Source organism: Vibrio qinghaiensis, from assembly GCF_002257545.1.
Classification (GTDB): Bacteria; Pseudomonadota; Gammaproteobacteria; order Enterobacterales; family Vibrionaceae; genus Vibrio; species Vibrio ordalii.
Genome location: NZ_CP022742.1, coordinates 1069967 through 1091245, shown reverse-complemented (window position 1 = coordinate 1091245; position 21279 = coordinate 1069967). Strand labels below are relative to the sequence as shown.

The following is a 21279-nucleotide window of genomic DNA, read 5'->3' as shown; positions in this document are numbered from 1 at the left end:
AGGGGAAAGAAGTCCCTTCGGAGAAAGCGATGAAACAACTAAACGCATTGAAACAAGTAGCGGCAATGGCGAACATTGCCGACAGCTACATAAGCGCGTGGGGCGACGAAGCGAAAGTGGAAGATGAAACCATTATCCGCTTATTGGCGTCTTTGGGCTATGACACAACCAATGATGAAACGCTGCTGAAATCAGCAGAAAAGAAACACAAGAAAGATGTATTAGATCCTGTTCTCGTTATTCGTGAAGGTGAAACGGTAGAAGTGCCACTTTATCTAGGTGCCAGCGCACGTGAAAGCGAATTTAACTGGCGCTTAGAAACCGAGCAAGGAGAGGTACTTGAAGGCTATCTTCAATCGCAAGTCGTTCGTGATGAACGCGCTGAGGGTGGCCCTTTAGTGTTTGCATTGCCAAGCGATTTGGCATGGGGATATCACAAACTGTTGGTGACACGGAAACGCCGTAAAGCACCGTATGAGCTCACGCTGATAGTGACGCCAAAAGCCTGTTACAAACAAGCGCCTATTATCGAAGGTAAAAAGTTATGGGGCCCGAGTGTACAGCTTTACACGCTGCGTACTCAGCACAACTGGGGTATTGGTGATTTTGGTGACTTAAAACAGTTAGTGGCGGATATTGCTTCTCGTGGCGGCGATTTTGTCGGCCTTAACCCGATTCATTCTCTCTTTCCTGCAAACCCGGAAGGGGCGAGTCCTTACAGCCCATCGTCACGCCGTTGGCTTAATATTTTATACATTGACGTGAGTTCAGTGCCTGAATTTGCTTTGAGTGCGGATGCGCAGCAAAAAGTAGGCAGTGCGGAGTTTCAGCAACGTCTGCAGAAAGTACGTGAAGCGCATTGGGTAAACTATACCGAAGTTGCAACATTAAAAATGAGTGTCTTGCCACTCCTGTTCACCGAATTTAAAAAACGCCATTTAGATAAAAATAGCGATCGCGCACAAGCCTTTTTGAATTTCGTTGAAGAAGGTGGTGAGAGCTTAGTGCACCAAGCGGCATTCGATGCGCTGCATGTCGATTTACATGCCCAAGATCCGAATGTATGGGGTTGGCCGGTTTTTCCTGAAAAATATCGTCGGTTTGAAAACAGTGCAGTACAGAAATTTATCGAGGACAATCAAGATAAAGTTCATTTATACATGTACTTGCAGTGGATTGCTGATGGTCAAATTAATGAAGCCCAAGCACTTGCGGAAGAGAAAGGCATGGCGGTCGGCTTATACCGCGACCTTGCGGTGGGTGTGGCTGATTCTGGCTCTGAAACTTGGGCTGATGCCGGTAACTTGATTTTAGACGCCAGCATTGGCGCACCACCGGATATTCTTGGGCCATTGGGGCAAAATTGGGGCTTACCACCGCTTAATCCACAAGTCTTACAAGCAACCGCTTACGATGCTTATATCAAACTGCTGCGCGCCAATATGAAACATTGTGGTGCGCTGCGTATTGACCATGTACTTGGTTTACTGCGCTTATGGTGGGTACCCAAAGGTGAAAATGCCACTAAGGGTGCTTACATCTACTACCCAGTACAAGATATGCTCGCGATTTTAGCGTTGGAATCTCACCGCCATCAATGCAGCGTGATTGGTGAAGATTTGGGCACAGTACCTGATGAAATCATCGATATTTTAGCCGATGCGGGTGTTCACTCTTATAAAGTGTTCTTCTTTGAAACCGCAGAAGATGGCGGCTTTATCTCACCGAAACATTACGCCGCTCAGTCGATGTCGGCACTGTGCACACATGATATGCCAACGTTGCGTGGTTTCTGGCATTGCGATGATCTCAAAATGGGCAGCGAAATTGGTTTGTACCCGGATCAAGCTCAGCTCGAAACCTTGTTTGAGGATCGTTTGAAATGTAAACAAGGCATTTTGGATTCGGTGGCATGGCATGGTTATTTGCCTGAGGGTGTGGGGCGCGACGCAAGCCTTGTTCCAATGGATTCATATTTAAGTGAGGCGCTGCAACTGCACGTTGCATCTGGTGCATCGACCTTGTTAAGTATTCAGTTAGAAGATTGGTTGGAAATGGATAAACCCGTTAATATTCCGGGCACCGTTAATGAGTACCCTAACTGGCGTCGTAAACTTTCAATGAATTTGGATGAAGTATTTGCGCGTGATAATGTCAATCGCATTGCTGCACGTTTAACGGAAGTGCGAGCGAGTGTAAGTAAATAATCACTTACTGAATAAACCTTGATGTGACTTAGTGTTATCTTTCTTAATCATGGCATGAAGAATTTTAGTCTAGGTCACTCAATGTAACAGCAGAGTTCGGTACACTGAACTTCGCTAGTATGCCCGCCATTTTAGCGGGCATTTTTATACGTTTAAAGAAAGTTAGGTTAGGAGTAGGGATATGAAAACAAAAAAGCTTTCAAAGCTAAAGCAGGCATATAGCCAACTTTCCCATGCATCATTTACAGATCCATTCTCATTTTTAGGCCCTTACCTCGCACCCGATCAAGGTTCGCTACGCGTTTGGGTGCCGGGTGCCGAAAAAGTTGAGCTGGTGGTGGAAAATCAACCCCGCATTCTGCTTGAGCGTGAAGATGAGTCGGGTTTCATCCTAAAATCAGATATTGATTTACGTTTTACCCACTACCAATTGGCGGTCGATTGGGCTGGTGTCGAGCAACTCATCGATGACCCATATCAGTACCATGGCTTGTACGCCGAGTATGATGATTTACATACGCCGAAATCGATGTATCACCACATGGGTTCGCAGTTCGTGACCATGGAACGTGGTGGTAAACAAATCTCAGGTATCCGTTTTTTAGTCTACGCACCGCATGCAAAAGCGTGCAGTTTGATTGGCGCATTTAATCAATGGGATGGACGTCGTAATCCAATGCAGCGCCTTGATTACGGTATTTGGGGGATTTTCATGCCCAACTTACCCGAAGGTACGCAATACAAATTTGAATTGAAAGGGCCTCATGGTGAAGGGTTACCGCATAAAGCCGATCCTTGGGGTCACTATGCTGAGCAGTACCCTTCATTTGCCTCGGTAACATACGATCATCGTCGCTATGAATGGCAAGACCGTTCGTGGCAAGCTCGCCCCATCACCGAAAAGCGCAAGCAAGCGCTCTCTTTCTATGAGTTGCACGTAGGCTCTTGGCGTCGTAATTCGGCGGGGGAATTTTTAAATTATCGTGAGCTGGCTGATCAACTGGTGCCTTATTTGGTGGATTTAGGCTATACCCATGTAGAGCTTATGCCCGTGTCTGAGCACCCATTCTATGGCTCTTGGGGTTATCAACCCGTTGGATTATTTGCGCCAACGAGCCGTTTCGGTACGCCCGATGATTTTAAATATTTCGTGGATCAGTGCCACCAAGCTGGCCTTGGTGTGGTGCTCGATTGGGTTCCCGCACATTTTCCTGCCGATAGTCATGGCTTAGCCAATTTTGATGGCACCCCTTTATTCCATGATCCTGATCCGCGCCGTGGTTGGCATCAAGATTGGAGTTCGTATATTTATGACCTTGGCCGCGAACATGTGCGCCGTTTCTTAGTCTCGAATGCGTTATATTGGTTTGAACAGTTCCATATCGATGGCATTCGAGTAGACGCCGTTGCTTCGATGCTCTATCTCGACTACTCACGCAGCCATGATCAATGGATCCCAAATGTGGATGGCGGCAGAGAAAATTACGATGCGATTGCCACCTTAAAGTGGATGAACGAAGAAGTGTACAAACACTTCCCGAATGCTATGACCATTGCTGAAGAATCAACAGCTTTTCCCGGCGTTTCAGCGCCAACCTTTATGGGCGGCTTAGGCTTTGGTTTCAAATGGAATATGGGCTGGATGCACGACAGTTTGGCCTATATAAAAGAAGATCCCGTCCATCGCAAATACCATCACAACGTCATCACCTTCCCGTTAGTCTATGCACACAGTGAAAACTATGTGTTGTCGCTATCGCACGATGAAGTGGTGTACGGCAAGGGTTCGATCCACAACAAAATGCCCGGCGATGAGTGGCAACAAACGGCAAACTTGCGTGCTTATATGGGTTACATGTATGGCCAGCCGGGTAAAAAACTCAACTTCATGGGCACTGAATTTGGTCAAACGGCAGAATGGAATCATGATGACCAACTTCAGTGGTTCTTATTGCAGTTTGAACGCCATCAAGGAGTGCAGAATTTAACGCGAGATCTCAATAAGATGTATCAAGCCGAGCCTGCACTTTTTGAGTTAGACAGTGAACCTCGTGGCTTTGAGTGGCGCTTACAAGATGCGGCCGATGCGAGCATTCTTGCGCATGAGCGCATGAGTGACGGCGGTGAACGTATTTTAATTATCACCAATTTCACCCCTGTTCCTCACCAAGCTTTTCGTTTAGGTATGCCTGCCAAAGGTGAGTATCAATTACTGCTTAATACGGATGATAGACACTATGACGGTAGCGGTTTTGAAGTCAAAAATAGCATAGTGACTGAAAACGTTGAGAGTGAGGGTTTAGACCAATCTATTTTGGTCTGTGTACCGCCACTGGCAACTCTCTTCTATAAGATAGAGACAAGGGTATAGTTGCCAATCCCATTGCAATTTAATGAGTTGAATGGTTTCTTGTGCAGTCTCAATATCAAAATCCCGATTTACAGTGTGAATCGGGATTTTTCCGTCTGTCTGTCTCCGCGTGAGGGTAAGTTTTTACCCATCGAAGCAATATTTTGCTCACTCTGGGCAGGTTTTTGCTCAAGCAAGAGTGCTGGTTTTTTAAGTTGTTGATTTTAAAGGGTGATGAAGTTGGCACTGACTTTGCTGTATGACGAGTGAACTTGTTTCATACCATTCATCATTTAAAGTAAGGAATTTGCAATGCCAACTCCATGTTATATCTCTATTGAAGGCGAAACTCAGGGTCTGATTACTGCAGGCGCTCTTTCTACTGACTCTATCGGCGATGCGTTCGTTGAAGGTCATGAAGATCAAATGTTGGTTCAAATGTTTGACCACGTTGTGACTGTACCGACTGACCCACAATCTGGTCAGCCTTCTGGTCAACGTGTTCACAAACCATTCAAATTTACCGTTGCGCTAAATAAAGCGGTTCCTCTTCTTTATAACGCGTTGGCGTCTGGCGAGAAGATGAAATCGGTTGAGCTAAAATGGTACCGCACTTCTATCGAAGGTAAACAAGAGAACTTCTTCACCACTAAACTTGAAAGTGCCTCTATCGTTGATATCCACTGTGAAATGCCACATTGCCAAGATCCAGCGAACGGCGACTTCACACAAAACGTTACGGTTTCTATGTCTTACCGTAAAATCCTGTGGGATCACGTGAATGCGGGTACTTCAGGCTCTGACGACTGGCGCAAGCCTGTTGAAGCGTAATCACGCTTAGTTTTTGGGTCGCTCACTCGTGTTTCATGTCCTTGGGGTGAGTGACCCACACCAAAACCTTAAGCTCAGTACGTAGCCTAGTTATGTATTGAGCTTAAGGTTTTTCGACATTCAAATGTGGAAGGGAAAAAAATGGCAAGGTTAAGTTTTAGGCTCACCGTGGAGGGTTTGGTAGACGACACGTTAGTGGTGCGTGAATACCAAGGCGTGGAATCGCTGTCTGATAGCGCGCAGGCGGGCCAGCGCTGCTACGGTTTTCGCTATGAGATAAAACTGGCCAGTCGCCAATCTGGCTTAACGGCGCTGGAGCTGGTGGACAAAACCGCTCAGCTTGAGATGCTGCGTGATGGCCTTGTCGTGCAGCGCGTGCACGGCATTGTGCGCCAGTTCAGTAAAGGCGATATTGGCCATCACCACACCTTTTACTCACTGACCTTAGTCCCAGCATTAGAGCGGTTATCACTGCGCCAAAACAGCCGCATCTTCCAGCTCAAAACCGTTCCCGAAATCCTCTCCATCGTACTGCAAGAAATGGGCATTAACGACTACGCCTTCTCGCTGAAGCGTGAGTGTGCTCAGCGTGAATTCTGCGTGCAGTACCGTGAGACGGATATCGACTTCTTGCACCGCTTAGCCGCCGAAGAGGGCTTGGTGTATCACTTCATTCACGAAGAGGGGAAACACACCCTCTTTTTCAGTGACGACAGCCAAAGCCTGATAAAGCGAGAAACGCCTATCCCTTACAACGTCCTTGCGGGTGGCGTGATGGAGAGCCCTTATGTCTCGCAATTAACGCAACACAGCCAAACCGAAGTGAGCCACAGCGCGCTGCAAGATTACAGCTTTAAAAAGCCGAGCTACTCGTTTGCTCAGCAAGCGCAAGGGCGCGATATGGATTACCAGCAAGCGACCTACGAGCACTTTGATGCACCGGGTCGCTTTAAAGACGACGTTAGCGGCAAAGCCTTTAATCAAATTCGCTTAGAGTACCTACGACGAGAAGCGCGTACCGCGAGCGGAAAAAGTAACCATCCTGGCCTGCAAGCGGGCACAAAGTTCGACTTACAAGAGCACCTTGACGACAGCGCGAACCGCGATTGGGTTGTAGTGCAAGTGCATCACCAAGGGCGTCAGCCACAAGCATTGGAAGAAGAGGGCGGCAGTGGCGCGACCACGTACAGCAACCAATTCACGCTCATTCCTGCCGATGTCACGTGGCGTGCTACACCGCAAGCCAAACCTCAAGTGGATGGCCCTTGCATGGCGTTAGTCGTGGGCCCTGATGGCGAAGAAATCTTCTGCGACGAACATGGCCGCGTCAAACTGCATTTCCCGTGGGACAGATATTCCAACGGCGATGAGCACAGCTCGTGCTGGGTGCGCGTCTCACAAGGTTGGGCTGGCAGCCAATATGGCATGATAGCCATTCCGCGCATTGGTCATGAAGTCATCGTCTCGTTTCTTAACGGCGACCCAGACCAACCGATAGTGACAGGCCGTACCTACCATGCCACCAACAAAGCGCCCTACACACTACCGGATAACAAAACCAAAACCGTGCTGCGCAGTGAAACGCACCAAGGGCAAGGGTTTAACGAGCTGAGTTTTGAAGACCAAGCGGCGCAAGAGAAAATCTACCTACACGCGCAAAAAGACTTAGACGCCTTGGTGCTCAATGACGCCACGGCGCACATCAAGCACGACCAGCACCTCACGGTGGATAACGACCAGCTTACGCACGTTAAACATAACCACCACCTCACGGTAGAGGGCGAAAGCCGCGAATCGGTTAAGGGTAGCTGTATATTAATGGTCGATGGTTCCTTGCACGTAAAATCAGGGCAAGTTTGGACTAATGAAAGTGGAGATGAAATCCACATCAAAGCTGGACAAAAAGTGGTGATCGAAGCGGGATCTGAAATTACCGTGACAGCCGGCGGCAGTTTTGTCAAAGTCGATCCTGCTGGTGTTCACCTTTCTGGTGCGGGCGTTAATTTAAACTCAGGCGGCAGTGCGGGCAGTGGCAGTGGCTTTAGTGGTGATTTACCGTTATTACCTGGTGAGCTTGAACTGCAAAAATCCCCCGCGCCACCTCAAACCATCCTTTACCAAGCGCTGCTGCAAGCTGGAGAGGCAAAGTTGCCAGCAGTAAATGTGTGTCCACTTAAAGGGGACGTTTAATGTTAACGTCATGGTTTGAAAAGCAGGTGGATAACCCCTATTGGCTTGTTGATCATAAACTTCACCAGCTTGCTTTAGCGCAAAATGGTGGTTTTGGATTTGAGGAAGCCGTGCCTTTATTTTATGGCTCCATGTTTGACTCAGTTATGCCGCTATCGCCGTGGTTAATTCCTGTAACGGATATGGTTTTGCAGTTGCCTGAATCGCTTCTTGAGCAGGGACTCGTGCTGTCAAGCTCGGTAAATACACAAGAAGTTTTGGATCATCTTAGAAGCTTATTAGTTGCCGCATTAGATGGCGCAGAAGTGATGTTTCATTTTTACGATCGTGATGTGATTATTCCCATACTACGAGCGATGGATGAAGCCGAGGTGAATCACTTTTTAGGCAACATCAACCAATTGGTGGCGATTGATCACCATAAAGAAGACGCTCTCATTACCTTCAGTAATACCTCATGCAGTGAATTTGTGCTTCGTCACGGGACTTGGTGGAAGATGTTACCTCACCACCTAGCGCCTTTGTACAACGTAAATGTTCATGCCAATTCCTTAGAAAGACGTTGGTGGGAGCTACTGCCGCATCTTTTGCAACGCTTAGAATCACCGCAGCAGACGATATTATCAGCCTTGCAATCAGCATTAGAAAAGCAAAATAGCTATGAGGTCGCAGAGCAGCATGCGTTAGTTGCGCTCGTCACTGCAACCGATACCGCGCTTGATGATTTATCCCATCCTTTACATTTAACATTGGATGAATTGAAAGAGTTAAAGGCCATTAAGGAGAGCTGGCAATGAGAAGTACAACAGGAGTTAGCCCTTTTTGTGCGCCGTGTGAAAATCGAACGCATTGGATTGAAATTATCATCCGTGATGAGTTCAATAAGCCATTTGAAGGCATCACTGGTACTATCACTGACTCTGCAAAGCATGAATTTCCCGTCGTATTAGGTGAAGCGCCTATCTTGCTTAAAACGCTTGCCCCCGGCCCGGTGACGCTAACTCTCGATGCTGATCAATGGCTAAGAGAGGCTCAAGGTAAGCGGCGAAAACCCAATAATGAAGCTGACCCCACTTTAGATTTTGCCAAGCAATACCAAGACCATTTAGGAAATAGTGCTAGCTTTGTAAATGTGACTACTGGCGATCTAACCGAATTAGCGCCTGAATATGCTTTGCCAGTAAGACACCAAAAAGGTCAAGCGGATGCTTGTAAATTACTGACAGATAAAAGTTATGTTCTTAAAGTGAGAGGATTTAACTTTATTACTTTGCGGATAGGGATGTTTTTTGATGGCACAGCCAATAATAGCTACAGTGCGCAGTGGGGGAAAACTCAGTTAGAAAATTACTATCAAACATGGAAAATGAAATACAAGGTTGATTGCGACATTATTTCCAGAAAAACAGGGCGGCTTAAAAACGACATTCCTGCTACTCACTTATCGAGCGAGTGTTTTGATTATCCTAAAAAAGACAATTTCTTTATCTCCTTATTTAAAAATGATGAAGGCGAAGTAGAGACAGTGGCAGGCAGCGCTACTAATGAGCTAACCAATGTACAGAAGTTGTTTGAACGCTATATAAATAAAGAATTCTCGAACGATAAAGAAACCTATTTTCTTTCTGAATATATGACCGGAATTGGTACGGGGAATAGTACAAATATTGCTCCGGCTGATGAATCGGAAATTTTTGGGCAGGGGGCTGGGATAGGTAAATATGGTGTGACTGCTAAAGTTAGTACTTCTATAGATCAGCTTTCAACATCAATTATGGAATTGAAATCTACCTTTGCTAACGCACAGTCGAATATCGTTGACGGTTTTAATAAATTGCAGTTTGATGTATTTGGCTTTAGCCGTGGAGCTGCTGCTGCAAGACATTTTATTAATGTGGTTTTGGGTGGCGAGCAGGGCGAGTTTGCTCAGGCGTTTAGCAAGGCGTGCCAAAAGATCGGTATTCCTTTAGCTTATGGGTTTGATTGGAATGAAGCGGATGAGGCTAAAGCCAGCTGTGAGATTACTTTTGCAGGCCTGTTTGATACCGTCGCTTCTGTGGTTGACCTACTCTCTTTTGATTTTTCAACTCATCATGACAATGGTGATGTGAGGTTATGGATTGATCCTCAGCGCGTTCGGCGTGCTGTTCACTTAACCGCCGATCCTACCATTGAGTGCCGCTATAACTTTAGCCTCAACCATCTTAACTCTGTTGATTCGGTGGCGCATTTTCATGAATTTGTCCTTCCTGGAGCCCATTCCGATATTGGTGGCGGTTACCATTCACGCCTGAGCTACAACAAGAGTGATTATCTCTTGCCGATCTTAGAAAAAAAGTTGGTGAAGCGTGCGAGCCGCTCTTTCTCTGACCGCTGGGATAAGGATCGCGCCGAGCAATACGTGAGAAGAAAGCTGGCTGAGTATAAACAGCGTGATTTAGCCACTGGTTGGCAGGAGAATGACTATGTAGAGCCAGAAATTGAGTGTATTAATCATGGTAAAAAAGAGGGCGGAAGAGTGGTCGGTCGCCTTTACATACAGCGAAAAGTGGAAGGTGAACTCTCTCGTTTATACCTCAGATTAATGTATGGTCTAGCTGAGTTTCATGGTGTTCCTCTTGAGGATTATGATGGCAAGATTTGGCATGTTCCGGATCCTTATGCGATTTATTACACAGTAAGAGATTTTCCAGAGCTAACCATAAATGGTTTAGCTGCCAGCTTTAAGGTTTTCAATCAAAAAGTACTGGATATGGCAAAGCAAGGACAGTATGCCAAGTTAGAGAGTGAGTTTGATGAAAAACGTAAACAAGAGTTGATGCAGTTAAACGTATTTCACCACTCGTCAGATGATAGTTTTGCACTTAAACCGCTTTGGGATGAAAGTAAAGGTTGCTATAAGCGCGCCAGCTATCCATGCGAAAAAGGAAAGTAGAATGTATTTGAAAAGTATATCTGTTTTGCTAATTACGGCATTGTTGAATGCTTGCTCATCGTATGCTGGGTCGATACCGGAGACGCCATGGAGTGTTAGTATCTCTATGCCCACTTTTTATCCTGTCAGTGTTACTCAAGCCTATGGGGTGAACGATGCGCAAGATTGGACATCCCCTTTACATACATTTTCTCAGTTTATGAGGATCAGTGCATTTGAAAATATCAAAAAAGAACTTCCTGACTATGATGGTTTTGGATTACCAATACATCCCTTCGCAATGAATCGACGAGGTGATCAGGTCATGCGAATTAAGCTACCACCTGATACTCTTTACTTGTATTGGGTTTCACTTATTAATACCCAGTTTTATGTCACCAAATATACTGTATCTGAAGACGTTAAAAGTTTGATGGCAAGAAAAAGTCTTTACCAAAATCGAGATGGTTCATTGGGTAATGTTTGTTATCGCACCGAATTCGTGTTCGGTTTACTGCCCAATGGACAAGCCAAGGTTTGGCTAAGAGGCTGTGGTGAAATCATCTATTTAGCTGAGCTGGGACCGGATAGAGTATTGGATCGTGATAGTAATGGGTTTGATGAAGAAAGATATAAACAGGGTTCTTTACTAAATGATATACAACAACGCGCAAAAGACGCAGGTGTATTAATTGACCCGATTCCTTGGGATAAAGTAAATAAGGTGTATTCAATGGAAGAGATCAAACCTCTTAATTAACAATCTTTGATCAGAACGTAAAATGTATTTCAAAAATGTATCTGTTTTGTTGATCACGGCATTGTTAAATGCTTGTTCACCGTATGCGGGGCCAATACCAGAGAAGGCATGGAGCGTTAGCGTCTCTATGCCCTCTTTTTACCCTGTTAAAGTTACTCAGGCGTATGGGGTAAATGAAAATGAAAATTGGACATCATTGCTGCATAGTTTTACACCGCAATCTTTTAGTAATAGTGAGTTAAGTAACGCGCGTAAAAAGCTGCCTAACTATGATGGTTTTGGTCTTCCTCTTCATGCCATAAGTATAACAAGTCGATACCAAATAGGTGGTACGAATCACTTGCCAGATAGTGTTTATTTATATTGGGTTTCGCTAGTAAATACTCAATTTTATGTCACGAAATATATTGTGCCAGAGTCTATAAAGCAACTTATGGCAAAACAAGACAGCTATACTCGAGCTAATGGTTTTGTTGTCAATCCCTGCTATCGCACGGACTTTGTCTTTGGGTTACTGCCAAATGGGCAAGCCAAAGTTTGGCTAAGAGGTTGTGGCGAGACCGTATATCTAGCTGAATTAGCACCAGATAAAGTCATGGATCGTGATAGTAATGGTTTTACAGCTGACACATATAAAGAGGCTTCTTATTTAGAGCGTATTCACCAACGCGCAAAAGATGCCGGTGTATTAATTGACCCGATTCCTTGGGATAAAGTAAATAAGGTGTATTCAATGGAAGAGATCAAATCTCTTAATTAACAATCTTTGATCAGAACGTAAAATGTATTTCAAAAGTGTATCTGTTTTGCTGATCACGATATTGTTAAGTGCTTGCTCATCGTATGCTGGGTCGATACCGGAAACGGCATGGAGCGTTAGCGTTTCAATGCCCTCTTTTTACCCTGTCAGAGTGACTCAAGCCTATGGGGTGAACGATACGCAAGATTGGACATCCCCTTTACATACTTTTTCTCAGTTTATGAGGATCAGTGCATTTGAGAATATCAAAAAAGAGCTTCCTAGCTATGATGGTTTTGGATTACCAATACATCCCTTTGCGATGAATCGACGAGGTGATCAGGTCATGCGAATTAAGCTGCCACCCGATACTCTTTATTTGTATTGGGTTTCACTTATTAACACCCAGTTTTATGTCACCAAATATACTGTATCTGAAGACGTGAAAAGTTTGATGGCGCAAAAAAGTCTTTACCAAAATCGAGATGGTTCGTTGGGTAATGTTTGTTATCGAACCGAATTCGTGTTTGGTTTACTGCCCAATGGGCAAGCCAAAGTTTGGTTAAGAGGTTGTGGTGAAATTATCTATTTAACTGAATTAGCACCAGATAAGGTCATGGATCGTGATAGCCATGGTTTTGGGGCAGAGAAGTATAAGCAGTCTGGTTCTTCATTAGAGCGTATACAACAACGCGCAAAAGACGCAGGTGTATCAATTGACCCTATTCCTTGGGATAAAGTAAATAAGGTGTATTCAATGGAAGAGATCAAATCTCTTAATTAGACATTTTTGACCTGAAAGTAGAATGTATTTGAAAAGTATATCTGTTTTGCTAATTACGGCATTGTTGAATGCTTGCTCATCGTATGCTGGGTCGATACCGGAAACGGCATGGAGCGTTAGCGTTTCAATGCCCTCTTTTTACCCTGCTAGAGTTACTCAAGCCTATGGGGTGAACGATGCGCAAGATTGGACATCCCCTTTACATACATTTTCTCAGTTTATGAGGATCAGTGCATTTGAAAATATCAAAAAAGAGCTTCCTAGCTATGATGGCTTCGGGTTACCAATCCAAGATTATGCAATGAACCAGAAAAAGCAGGTAGTACAAATTAAGCTACCACCCGATGCTCTTTACTTGTATTGGGTTTCACTTATTAACACCCAGTTTTATGTCACCAAATATACTGTATCTGAAGACGTTAAAAGTTTGATGGCAAGAAAAAGTCTTTACCAAAATCGAGATGGTTCATTGGGTAATGTTTGCTATCGCACCGAATTCGTGTTTGGTTTACTGCCCAATGGGCAAGCCAAGATTTGGCTAAGAGGCTGTGGTGAAATTATCTATTTAACTGAATTAGCACCAGATAAAGTCATGGATCGCGATAGTAATGGTTTTACAGCTGACACATATAAAGAGGCTTCTTATTTAGGGCGTATTCACCAACGTGCAAAAGATGCCGGTGTATCAATTTACCCGATTCCTTGGGATAAAGTGAATAAGGTGTACTCGGCCCAGGAGATTAAGACACTCCAACAGTAGATAGCGCTTTGAATGATAATAGTGACCTGAATAGCCTTGTCGCATTACAAGATGAATATTCTTTATCTTTCTTTAACCAACTCTTGGGTTTAAGGATACTATTTAAAGCTGAGTGGGGTGATCTTTAGCTGCAGGTAATTTTCTGCGTAACTTTTAAATGTTGCAGAGCGTGTGGTTTACCTGATTTCTAGATTAAGTTCAGAGACGCGAGCAGGAAGATGCCTAGTGTACAAGTAAACAGTGAAAATACGGTCGTCAATGCAATGATGTTGGCCGCTAAGGTTGCATTTCCTCCCATTGCTCTTGCCATAACATAACTGGCCGCAGCGGTAGGGGATGCACTCATCAAAAAGACTAGCCCGAGATCTAACCCGCGAAAGCCAAAAAGTAACGCACCCGATGTGATCAATATCGGGGCGAGAATCAGCTTATGGGCAGTGGCAAACCAAGCCGGTGATTTGTCGCTTCTGAGTGAACCTATATTGAGTGAGCCGCCAGTACACAGTAGTGCTAATGGTAGTGTCATATTGGCAAAGTATTGGCCAGCATCAGTGACCATTTTCGGGATTGGAAGGGATAAGGAATAGCATAAAACACCGAGTAGAATACCAATAATTAGTGGGTTTTTGGTGAGTGTTTTGGCAATCACTCCAGCGGCTTTGAGCCCTGAACTTTCCCCTTTCGGCGTGAGTGTTATCACCGCTTGAATATTATAAAGGATAGTGGTTGCGGCAACGTACATCGCCGCTAATGCTAGCCCTGGTTCGCCATAAGTATTTGCGACATAAGCCAAAGCGATAATGGCGGTATTTGCACGAAACCCGCCTTGGATGATCACGCCGTGATCCAGATGTTGTGGGAACGCTTTTTTGGTGAAAAACGTCGTGAAAAGAAAAAATAGGAAATTAGCGAGTAGTCCATAGCCGACCAGTGCTGCACTGGAAGAAAAATCGTGCTGTGATTTGACGATGCTAAGAAATAGCATGGCTGGTAAGGTGACTTGGAATACGATTCGTGACGCGACATCGATGAAATTGTCGTTGATAACCCCCGTTCGCTTGAGTACAACGCCCAGTACTAACATCAAACAGATAGGCCCTGTAATTGAGGCCGAAAACAAAAGTTGTTCGATAATCGTTGTCATATCAATCCATTGAAGTTGCTCATAGCGTTGCTATTCTTCCACAGTTCCTCATTTTGCAAAATCAAATTTGCAAATTGCAGTATTAGAGCATGCCCATTCTGTGTTTACTGAGCGTGTTATTACGCCGGCTCGCCTGATTGGCGACGAGAAGAACGAGCGCTGCAACAGCGCAGATGCAATTTTATTTAACCAAATAAAATACTTAATAAAATCAAAAACTTTTAATTAGAATTAGTACGAACGTTCTATTTTATTAAGAGGAAGGGCAACTCAGTGAGTGAAAAAATCTATTTCAGCACCTCAAACACATTCAGTGTGAAACGTACATTGGTCAATATGAGCACTCGTCTTCATCACACGCTTGCACCGTCACATGCCAAAAAAGTTGCACGAAATGTATTGTTGACTCCGGCAAGAAGTAAGCCTCAAAATCAGCCGCCAATTGGCCTGAAAACTGGCCGTGTAATGTGTGGCGAAGGGGCACTGACGACTTATCAACTCGGAAGTGGTCCCATTTGGTTATTGACTCATGGTTGGTCTGGCACGGCCAGTCAGTTTTATCCACTGATGGAGCATATTGCGGCACGTGGTTATACGGCATTAGCTTATGATCACCCAGCACATGGCCAAAGTGAGGGCGTGTATGGTCACATTCCTGCGTTTGTTGGAGGGTTGGAAGCGATACTCGATAGTATTGACAATGTTGCTGGTATCGTTGGACACAGTATGGGGACGGCCGCCGCATTAGAGTGCCGACATCATAAAATTGAGCATTGTCCCATGCTATTGGTCGCGCCCGTGCTGGATTATTTGGATAACTTATTCAGCAGTGTGGCAAGATCTGGCTATTCGATGCGCTTATTTGAGGCCGTCGTTGCGGAAGTTGCCGATCAATATCGTTATCCCATTCAATCTATCGATCCTTACCATAAGCTTGCTCAGCGTCAATCTCGCAGCGTCATTGTTCACGATGAGAATGATAAGTTCACCAAATATTCTGTGTCAAAGCGAGCTGCGGAAGAAATCGAGAAAGTGTCACTTATTACCACCCAAAACCAAGGACATGGACGTGTGATGAAAGGTGAACAAGTTAAGTACGGATTTGATTTGTTGGCAGGAATACCATGCTAAGGTGTTCGTTTTAAGCTCATTTGGAGCTCTTAATGGACGGATAGTTATTAACCGATCGTTTTTCATTTATTTCAAAGTGTTAAATTGTTAACTGCAGTTTTGATAAAGTTAACAATTTCGCAATGATTATTATCTCCTTGTTTGAATATGTGTGATCATATTGTTGCCACTAGGCCCTCATAAGGAAAAATAATAATGAATAGAAATGATAGTGTCCCTTTACCCTCTAACACCCGAGAATGGTTATTTAACCGTAACAGCCTTATCATCCTAGCCGATATTGTGTTGTTTTTTGTTTTATACAAAGGCTTACCCGTTGATCCTAATGTTGCTTTAGGTATCAGTATGCTGGCATTCATTGCTGTGCTCTGGCTCACGGAAGCTTTGCATGTAACGGTTACTGCCATTCTTGTGCCTATTATGGCCATCGTTTTTGGTGTTTTTAACACCCAAACGGCGCTGAATAACTTTGCTAACTCGATTATCTTCCTATTTTTAGGTGGTTTTGCATTGGCCGCTGCTATGCATCGGCAGGGTCTGGACAAAGTTATTGCCGATAAAGTTCTTATCATGGCGCGCGGAAAAATGAGCGTTGCGGTATTCATGTTGTTTGGTGTGACTGCCGCGCTTTCAATGTGGATCAGTAACACCGCCACCGCCGCGATGATGCTACCGCTGGTGCTTGGTGTACTCAGCAAAGTGGATAAAGACCGTGGTCATTCGACCTATGTTTTTGTGCTGTTAGGTATTGCTTACAGCGCCAGTATTGGTGGTATTGCCACCATCGTAGGAAGCCCTCCTAACGCGATTGCCGCGGCTGAGGTTGGTCTTTCATTTACAGATTGGATGAAATTTGGTGCTCCAACGGCGGCAATTATGCTGCCGGTTGCGATTACGATTTTATATTTTGCATTGAAACCTGATCTTAACGGTGAATTTGAACTCAATTACGAACCTGTTACTTGGGATAAAGGTAAATTAGTGACGCTTGCTATTTTCGTTTTGACGGTGTTTTGCTGGATCTTCAGCAAACCAGTCAATGCTATGCTAGGTGGTTTTGCGAGCTTTGATACTCTGGTTGCGCTGGGTGCGATTGTTTTGGTCAATTTTGCCCGAGTGGTGCACTGGAAAGATGTAGAAAAAACGGCAGATTGGGGAGTATTACTGCTGTTTGGTGGCGGTATTTGCTTGAGCAACGTACTTAAGCAAACGGGAACCAGCGTTTTCCTAGCCAATGAACTAAGTGCCCTGATCTCTCATTTAGGTCTGTTCTTTATTGTATTCGTGATTGCTGTTTTCGTGGTGTTCCTAACGGAATTCGCGAGTAATACAGCCAGTGCAGCGCTGCTTATTCCGGTGTTTGCCAGTGTTGCTGAAGCCTTTGGTATCTCACCCGTGATTCTATCTGTATTGATTGCTATTGCGGCTTCTTGTGCATTTATGTTGCCCGTTGCGACGCCACCCAATGCGATAGTGTTTGCCTCTGGACACATTAAGCAAAGTGAGATGATGCGAGTGGGTATGATGTTAAATATTGCTTGTATTGGCTTGCTGACCATGATTGCGATGCTGTTCTGGTAAGCTAAGCACAAACCACTTCAATACTAATGAGCTCTCAATTCAGAGAGCTCATATTGAGATGTTATTACTGTTGGTTAACGAATTCTTTAAAGCGTGCTTTCGTTTTCTCATCAGCCTTGTTGTACCAAAAATGCAGCATTTCTTCGGCGGCGTTTTGTACATTTCCTGACTGAGCTAGTTCATTTTGCAGCATAGCAACATCCGTCATGCCAATAGCCGCAATACCCCCTGCACGATTATAGTCATTTGCTTCGCGGATATAGTCACGGCCTACTTGATACCCTTCTTTAAGAAGGCGATCTTGCTTTATCTCTAGTGTTTGGCCTGCTTGGTCAATCAGTGACCATTGCATCGTTTTAATCTCTTTCTCTGCTCGATGCGCATCACGATATTCAGGCATGGCAAAATTCAGTTTTGCATTCTTTGCGGTGAAGGTGGCAATGACGGCATCGCTTTCGATAATCACGCGATCCTTCCCTTGTGTAAAATAGGGCGCGTATTTGAAGACGATTTGTTGTTCACCATCGGCCAGTTCAAGGTTTTTCGCTGAGGAAAATAGGCTACCAGAGGTTTCGGGTTTCTGACCATTCACCGCTAATAAGTTAATGGTGTCTGGAATTTCAAGAGTGATATTAGCCAATACAGAGGCACTAAAGATCATGGTTAATGTACATAAAGTCGGTTTAATTAGGTTCATTATTTTATCCTTGCAAGCAATAGAGTAGAGGTTGCCGATAGTTGGTTGTAAAAGCAAGCTCTCAACGGCATAAGTGACTAATTTTCATTGAAATGTAACATCTTTAGTGCGAGGCATGCGTCATGCATTCGTCAATATTATCAGATCGTTAGTCACGTGATAATGTCATTCTCTTAATTTTAAATTATGCCATTCAGTCTTCTTCAACGGCCTTAATTAGCGTAAAAAATTAAACTTACCTGCTTTGCTTTGTCAAAATTCTGAATTCCTGACTCAGAATTGCTTTTAAGATGTAACACGCTGAATCCCCATAACAATATTTTAATGATGACTCGAAAAGTATTTTTATTTTTTTGTTAAAAAAAATAAGTCGCGTAAATACTGAAATGGATGTTCTTCAATGCCTTATCAGAAGAGCAGCTTGCTTAAATGTAAGTGAAACATTCAGAAATGAGAGATATAGGTATGAATCGTATTACTTTGTGCGCCGCAAGTATTGCAATGGCTCTTTCGGGTACAGCAATAGCAGCTCCCGCAGCTCCCAGCGTCGATGTCTATGGGTCGAATAATCTACAGTTTTCTAAAGTTGAATTAGCCATGGAAAGCACGGCTGGTTATAACCAAATGGTCAAATATTATGATCAAGCGCCGATTGCCGTTAAGTTCAACCAATGGAGTGGTACAACAGGCAACACTTATAAAATCTACTTTGATGGCGCGCAGGTCGCGACAGGCCCAATCACAAGCAGCCAAACCACCGCAAACTTCAGTTATGCACAAGGTGGGGTTTACCAAATGGCAATCGAAGCTTGCGATGCGACTGGTTGCAGCAAAAGTGCACCTGTTGAGATAACGATTGCCGATACCGATGGATCGCATCTCAAACCTTTGGTGATGAATATTGATCCCAATAACAAGACTTACACGACCGATAAAGATACGGTGGTTGGAACCTACTTTGTTGAGTGGGGCATCTATGACCGGAAATATACCGTGGATAACATCCCGGCTGATAATCTGACGCATATTCTATACGGCTTCATTCCAATTTGTGGCCCTAACGAATCATTGAAATCCGTTGGTGGAAACAGCTACAACGCGTTGATGACCGCATGTAATGGGGTGAATGATTACGAAGTGGTGATCCATGACCCTTGGGCGGCCTATCAAAAGAGTTTCCCGCAAGCGGGTCACCAATACAGCTCTCCGATCAAGGGCAACTATGCCATGTTGATGGCGCTCAAACAGCGTAATCCAGACCTCAAGATCCTTCCTTCTATTGGTGGCTGGACACTCTCTGACCCATTTTTTGATTTTACCAACAAGGCCAATCGCGATACTTTTGTTGCTTCAGTGAAGAAATTCCTAACCACTTGGAAATTCTACGACGGTGTTGATATCGACTGGGAATATCCTGGAGGAGGTGGTCAAGCAGCGGATCGCGGTGACCCAGTCAATGATGGCCCTGCGTACATTGCGTTAATGCGTGAACTGCGTGCCATGCTTGATGAATTGCAATCGGAAACTGGTCGTACTTATGAGCTCACGTCAGCAATCGGTGTTGGTCATGACAAGATTGAAGATGTTAATTATGGCGAAGCCATTCAATATATGGATTACATCTTTGCCATGACTTATGACTTTTATGGCGGTTGGAATAACGTATTAGGCCACCAAACCGCGCTTTACTGCGGATCATTCATGCGCCCTGGTCAGTGTGATGGGAAAGGAGTAGATGAAAATGGCGAACCTTATAAAGGCCCAGCTTATACGGCGGATAACGGTATCCAGTTACTGCTAGCACAGGGTGTCCCTGCTAATAAGTTAGTCTTAGGTGGGGCTATGTATGGCCGTGGCTGGGAAGGGGTGATGCCGGCTTCATTAAGTGATCCAACCGATCCGATGACAGGGGTAGGTAACGGAAAATTGAAAGGCACTTCCGCGCAAGGTGTGTGGGAAGCGGGTGTGATTGACTATAAAGGCATCAAATCATTCATGTTAGGGGCTAATAATACCGGTATTAATGGCTTTGAATATGGATACGATGTACAAGCTGAAGCAGCTTGGGTTTGGAATCGTACAACGGGCCAACTGGTTACTTTTGACGATAACCGTTCAATCAAAGCCAAGGGCGCCTATGCTCGAAACCTTGGTTTGGCCGGGTTGTTCTCTTGGGAGATTGACGCTGATAATGGTGACATCCTAAATGCGATGCATGAAAGCTTAGCAGGAGGAGGTACTACACCCCCTGCGAACCGTGTGCCCACTGCAAATGCAGGTGTTGATCAATCGGTGGTCGGTCCGGTGAGTGTTGTTCTTGATGGCGGTGCATCAAAAGACAGTGATGGTACTATTGTCAGTTACGTGTGGCAGCAAACGGCGGGCACGGAAGTGAGCTTAGTAAACGCTAATTCTGCACAAGCCAGTTTTGACGCGGCCGAAGTGACACAAGTACAAACGCTGACGTTCAAGTTGACGGTCACAGATAACAAAGGCGCAACGGCTTCTGATGTCGTTACTGTAACGGTCAAACCTAAAGCAACTGAGCCTGTGAACACGCCACCAGTGGCGGTGATGACTGCGCCAAGCAATGCCAGTGCTGGTGAGGTTGTGGTGGTGGACGCTTCCGCTTCAAGTGATGTCGATCAAGACACCTTAACTTTCGTGTGGGATGTACCTGCAGGCCTAAATGCAACTATTCAAGGTGCGAGTGTTTCGTTTGTTGCTCCTGAGTATACACAAGACACCACGCTAAGCTTCATTGTCACTGTCAGTGATGGTAAAGCGGTAGCCTCTGCAAGTGCATCGGTTATCGTGGCGAAGAAAGATTCTGGTGGTGGTGACATTTGTAGCAACTTGTGGGATAAATCAGCGGTTTATACTGGCGGTCAACAAGTTTCTTGGGCAGGTAAAGTATGGGAAGCCAAGTGGTGGACAACTGGCGAAAACCCATCGACTACGGGTGTGTGGGGAGTATGGAAAGAGATTGGTCCTGCGAGTTGCCCAACAAGCTGATTGCTTTAATAAACCAGCTACCTCAATAAGCTAACGGGTTTAATAAACTTTTTATTGCAAACAATGACTTCAAGCCTCGTTCTAACACGAGGCTTTTTTGTGCGTTTTTCTATGTTTTTTCATTCATCACTTGCAATTCAATATTTTTGCTTTAGTGTTATATATGTGTATAACAC

At 44.7% G+C, this 21279-nt stretch carries 15 protein-coding genes; 13 read left to right on the top strand and 2 right to left on the bottom strand.

The features are described 5' to 3' along the window. The first annotated feature begins 29 nt into the window (after positions 1 to 29). The 10 genes from malQ to CCZ37_RS18575 all read left to right on the top strand — a co-directional run bounded on the left by malQ (position 30) and on the right by CCZ37_RS18575 (position 13535). The gene (gene malQ / locus CCZ37_RS18620) at positions 30 to 2207 is read left to right on the top strand and encodes a 4-alpha-glucanotransferase (RefSeq protein ID WP_094502052.1); all 2178 of its coding nucleotides are present in this window, start codon (positions 30 to 32) and stop codon (positions 2205 to 2207) included. Positions 2208 to 2388: 181 nt separating this feature from the next. Then, on the top strand, positions 2389 to 4578 hold the full coding sequence (gene glgB / locus CCZ37_RS18615; RefSeq protein WP_094502050.1) for a 1,4-alpha-glucan branching protein GlgB: 2190 nt from the start codon (positions 2389 to 2391) through the stop codon (positions 4576 to 4578). Positions 4579 to 4869: 291 nt separating this feature from the next. Further along, a complete protein-coding gene (locus CCZ37_RS18610) occupies positions 4870 to 5388 on the top strand; it encodes an Hcp family type VI secretion system effector (RefSeq protein ID WP_013857791.1) in 519 nt (172 codons plus the stop codon). A 141-nt stretch (positions 5389 to 5529) separates the two neighbouring features. Next, positions 5530 to 7578, top strand: a complete 2049-nt coding sequence (locus CCZ37_RS18605; protein ID WP_094502048.1) for a type VI secretion system Vgr family protein — start codon at positions 5530 to 5532, stop codon at positions 7576 to 7578. Next, positions 7578 to 8375, top strand: coding sequence for a DUF4123 domain-containing protein (locus tag CCZ37_RS18600; protein WP_094502046.1), 798 nt, complete (start codon positions 7578 to 7580; stop codon positions 8373 to 8375). The genes CCZ37_RS18605 and CCZ37_RS18600 overlap by 1 nt, the downstream gene beginning before the upstream one ends. Further along, positions 8372 to 10513, top strand: a complete 2142-nt coding sequence (locus CCZ37_RS18595) for a phospholipase effector Tle1 domain-containing protein (RefSeq protein ID WP_094502044.1) — start codon at positions 8372 to 8374, stop codon at positions 10511 to 10513. Before CCZ37_RS18600 ends, CCZ37_RS18595 begins: the two co-directional genes overlap by 4 nt. Position 10514: 1 nt before the next feature. Further along, entirely contained in the window at positions 10515 to 11252 is a 738-nt protein-coding gene (locus tag CCZ37_RS18590; protein ID WP_094502042.1) for a DUF2931 family protein, read from the top strand. A 22-nt stretch (positions 11253 to 11274) separates the two neighbouring features. After that, a complete protein-coding gene (locus CCZ37_RS18585; RefSeq protein WP_094502040.1) occupies positions 11275 to 12012 on the top strand; it encodes a DUF2931 family protein in 738 nt (245 codons plus the stop codon). Positions 12013 to 12034: 22 nt separating this feature from the next. Further along, positions 12035 to 12775, top strand: a complete 741-nt coding sequence (locus tag CCZ37_RS18580) for a DUF2931 family protein (RefSeq protein WP_094502038.1) — start codon at positions 12035 to 12037, stop codon at positions 12773 to 12775. 22 nt (positions 12776 to 12797) lie between these two features. Then, positions 12798 to 13535 carry a DUF2931 family protein gene (locus CCZ37_RS18575; RefSeq protein ID WP_094502036.1) on the top strand — a complete coding sequence of 246 codons (738 nt, stop codon included), beginning with the start codon at positions 12798 to 12800 and terminating at the stop codon, positions 13533 to 13535. Positions 13536 to 13722: 187 nt separating this feature from the next. On the opposite strand, the gene CCZ37_RS18570 is transcribed toward CCZ37_RS18575, so the two are convergent. Then, a complete protein-coding gene (locus CCZ37_RS18570) occupies positions 13723 to 14679 on the bottom strand; it encodes an AEC family transporter (protein ID WP_094502034.1) in 957 nt (318 codons plus the stop codon). Between the two features lie 273 nt (positions 14680 to 14952). Here CCZ37_RS18570 and CCZ37_RS18560 point away from each other — a divergent pair, with 273 nt between their 5' ends. Then, entirely contained in the window at positions 14953 to 15810 is an 858-nt protein-coding gene (locus tag CCZ37_RS18560; protein ID WP_094502032.1) for an alpha/beta fold hydrolase, read from the top strand. Between the two features lie 195 nt (positions 15811 to 16005). Then, the gene (locus tag CCZ37_RS18555) at positions 16006 to 17391 is read left to right on the top strand and encodes an SLC13 family permease (protein ID WP_094502030.1); all 1386 of its coding nucleotides are present in this window, start codon (positions 16006 to 16008) and stop codon (positions 17389 to 17391) included. Positions 17392 to 17455: 64 nt separating this feature from the next. Here the strand turns inward: CCZ37_RS18555 and CCZ37_RS18550 are convergent, their stop codons facing one another. After that, positions 17456 to 18079 (bottom strand): DUF2057 family protein, encoded by a 624-nt coding sequence (locus CCZ37_RS18550; RefSeq protein WP_208613970.1) that lies wholly within the window; start codon positions 18077 to 18079, stop codon positions 17456 to 17458. Positions 18080 to 18553: 474 nt separating this feature from the next. Between CCZ37_RS18550 and CCZ37_RS18545 the strand changes: the two genes are divergently transcribed. Continuing rightward, on the top strand, positions 18554 to 21103 hold the full coding sequence (locus tag CCZ37_RS18545) for a glycosyl hydrolase family 18 protein (RefSeq protein WP_094502026.1): 2550 nt from the start codon (positions 18554 to 18556) through the stop codon (positions 21101 to 21103). Positions 21104 to 21279: the final 176 nt, after the last annotated feature.

Excerpts from the sequence above, each read along its gene's own strand:
- CCZ37_RS18605 (WP_094502048.1), top strand. The coding sequence starts at position 5,530 with ATGGCAAGGTTAAGTTTTAGGCTCACCGTGGAGGGTTTGGTAGACGAC.
- CCZ37_RS18595 (WP_094502044.1), top strand. The coding sequence starts at position 8,372 with ATGAGAAGTACAACAGGAGTTAGCCCTTTTTGTGCGCCGTGTGAAAAT.
- malQ (WP_094502052.1), top strand. The coding sequence starts at position 30 with ATGAAACAACTAAACGCATTGAAACAAGTAGCGGCAATGGCGAACATT.
- CCZ37_RS18585 (WP_094502040.1), top strand. The coding sequence starts at position 11,275 with ATGTATTTCAAAAATGTATCTGTTTTGTTGATCACGGCATTGTTAAAT.
- CCZ37_RS18580 (WP_094502038.1), top strand. The coding sequence starts at position 12,035 with ATGTATTTCAAAAGTGTATCTGTTTTGCTGATCACGATATTGTTAAGT.
- CCZ37_RS18570 (WP_094502034.1), bottom strand. The coding sequence starts at position 14,679 with ATGACAACGATTATCGAACAACTTTTGTTTTCGGCCTCAATTACAGGG.
- CCZ37_RS18610 (WP_013857791.1), top strand. The coding sequence starts at position 4,870 with ATGCCAACTCCATGTTATATCTCTATTGAAGGCGAAACTCAGGGTCTG.
- CCZ37_RS18575 (WP_094502036.1), top strand. The coding sequence starts at position 12,798 with ATGTATTTGAAAAGTATATCTGTTTTGCTAATTACGGCATTGTTGAAT.
- CCZ37_RS18600 (WP_094502046.1), top strand. The coding sequence starts at position 7,578 with ATGTTAACGTCATGGTTTGAAAAGCAGGTGGATAACCCCTATTGGCTT.
- glgB (WP_094502050.1), top strand. The coding sequence starts at position 2,389 with ATGAAAACAAAAAAGCTTTCAAAGCTAAAGCAGGCATATAGCCAACTT.
- CCZ37_RS18590 (WP_094502042.1), top strand. The coding sequence starts at position 10,515 with ATGTATTTGAAAAGTATATCTGTTTTGCTAATTACGGCATTGTTGAAT.
- CCZ37_RS18555 (WP_094502030.1), top strand. The coding sequence starts at position 16,006 with ATGAATAGAAATGATAGTGTCCCTTTACCCTCTAACACCCGAGAATGG.
- CCZ37_RS18545 (WP_094502026.1), top strand. The coding sequence starts at position 18,554 with ATGAATCGTATTACTTTGTGCGCCGCAAGTATTGCAATGGCTCTTTCG.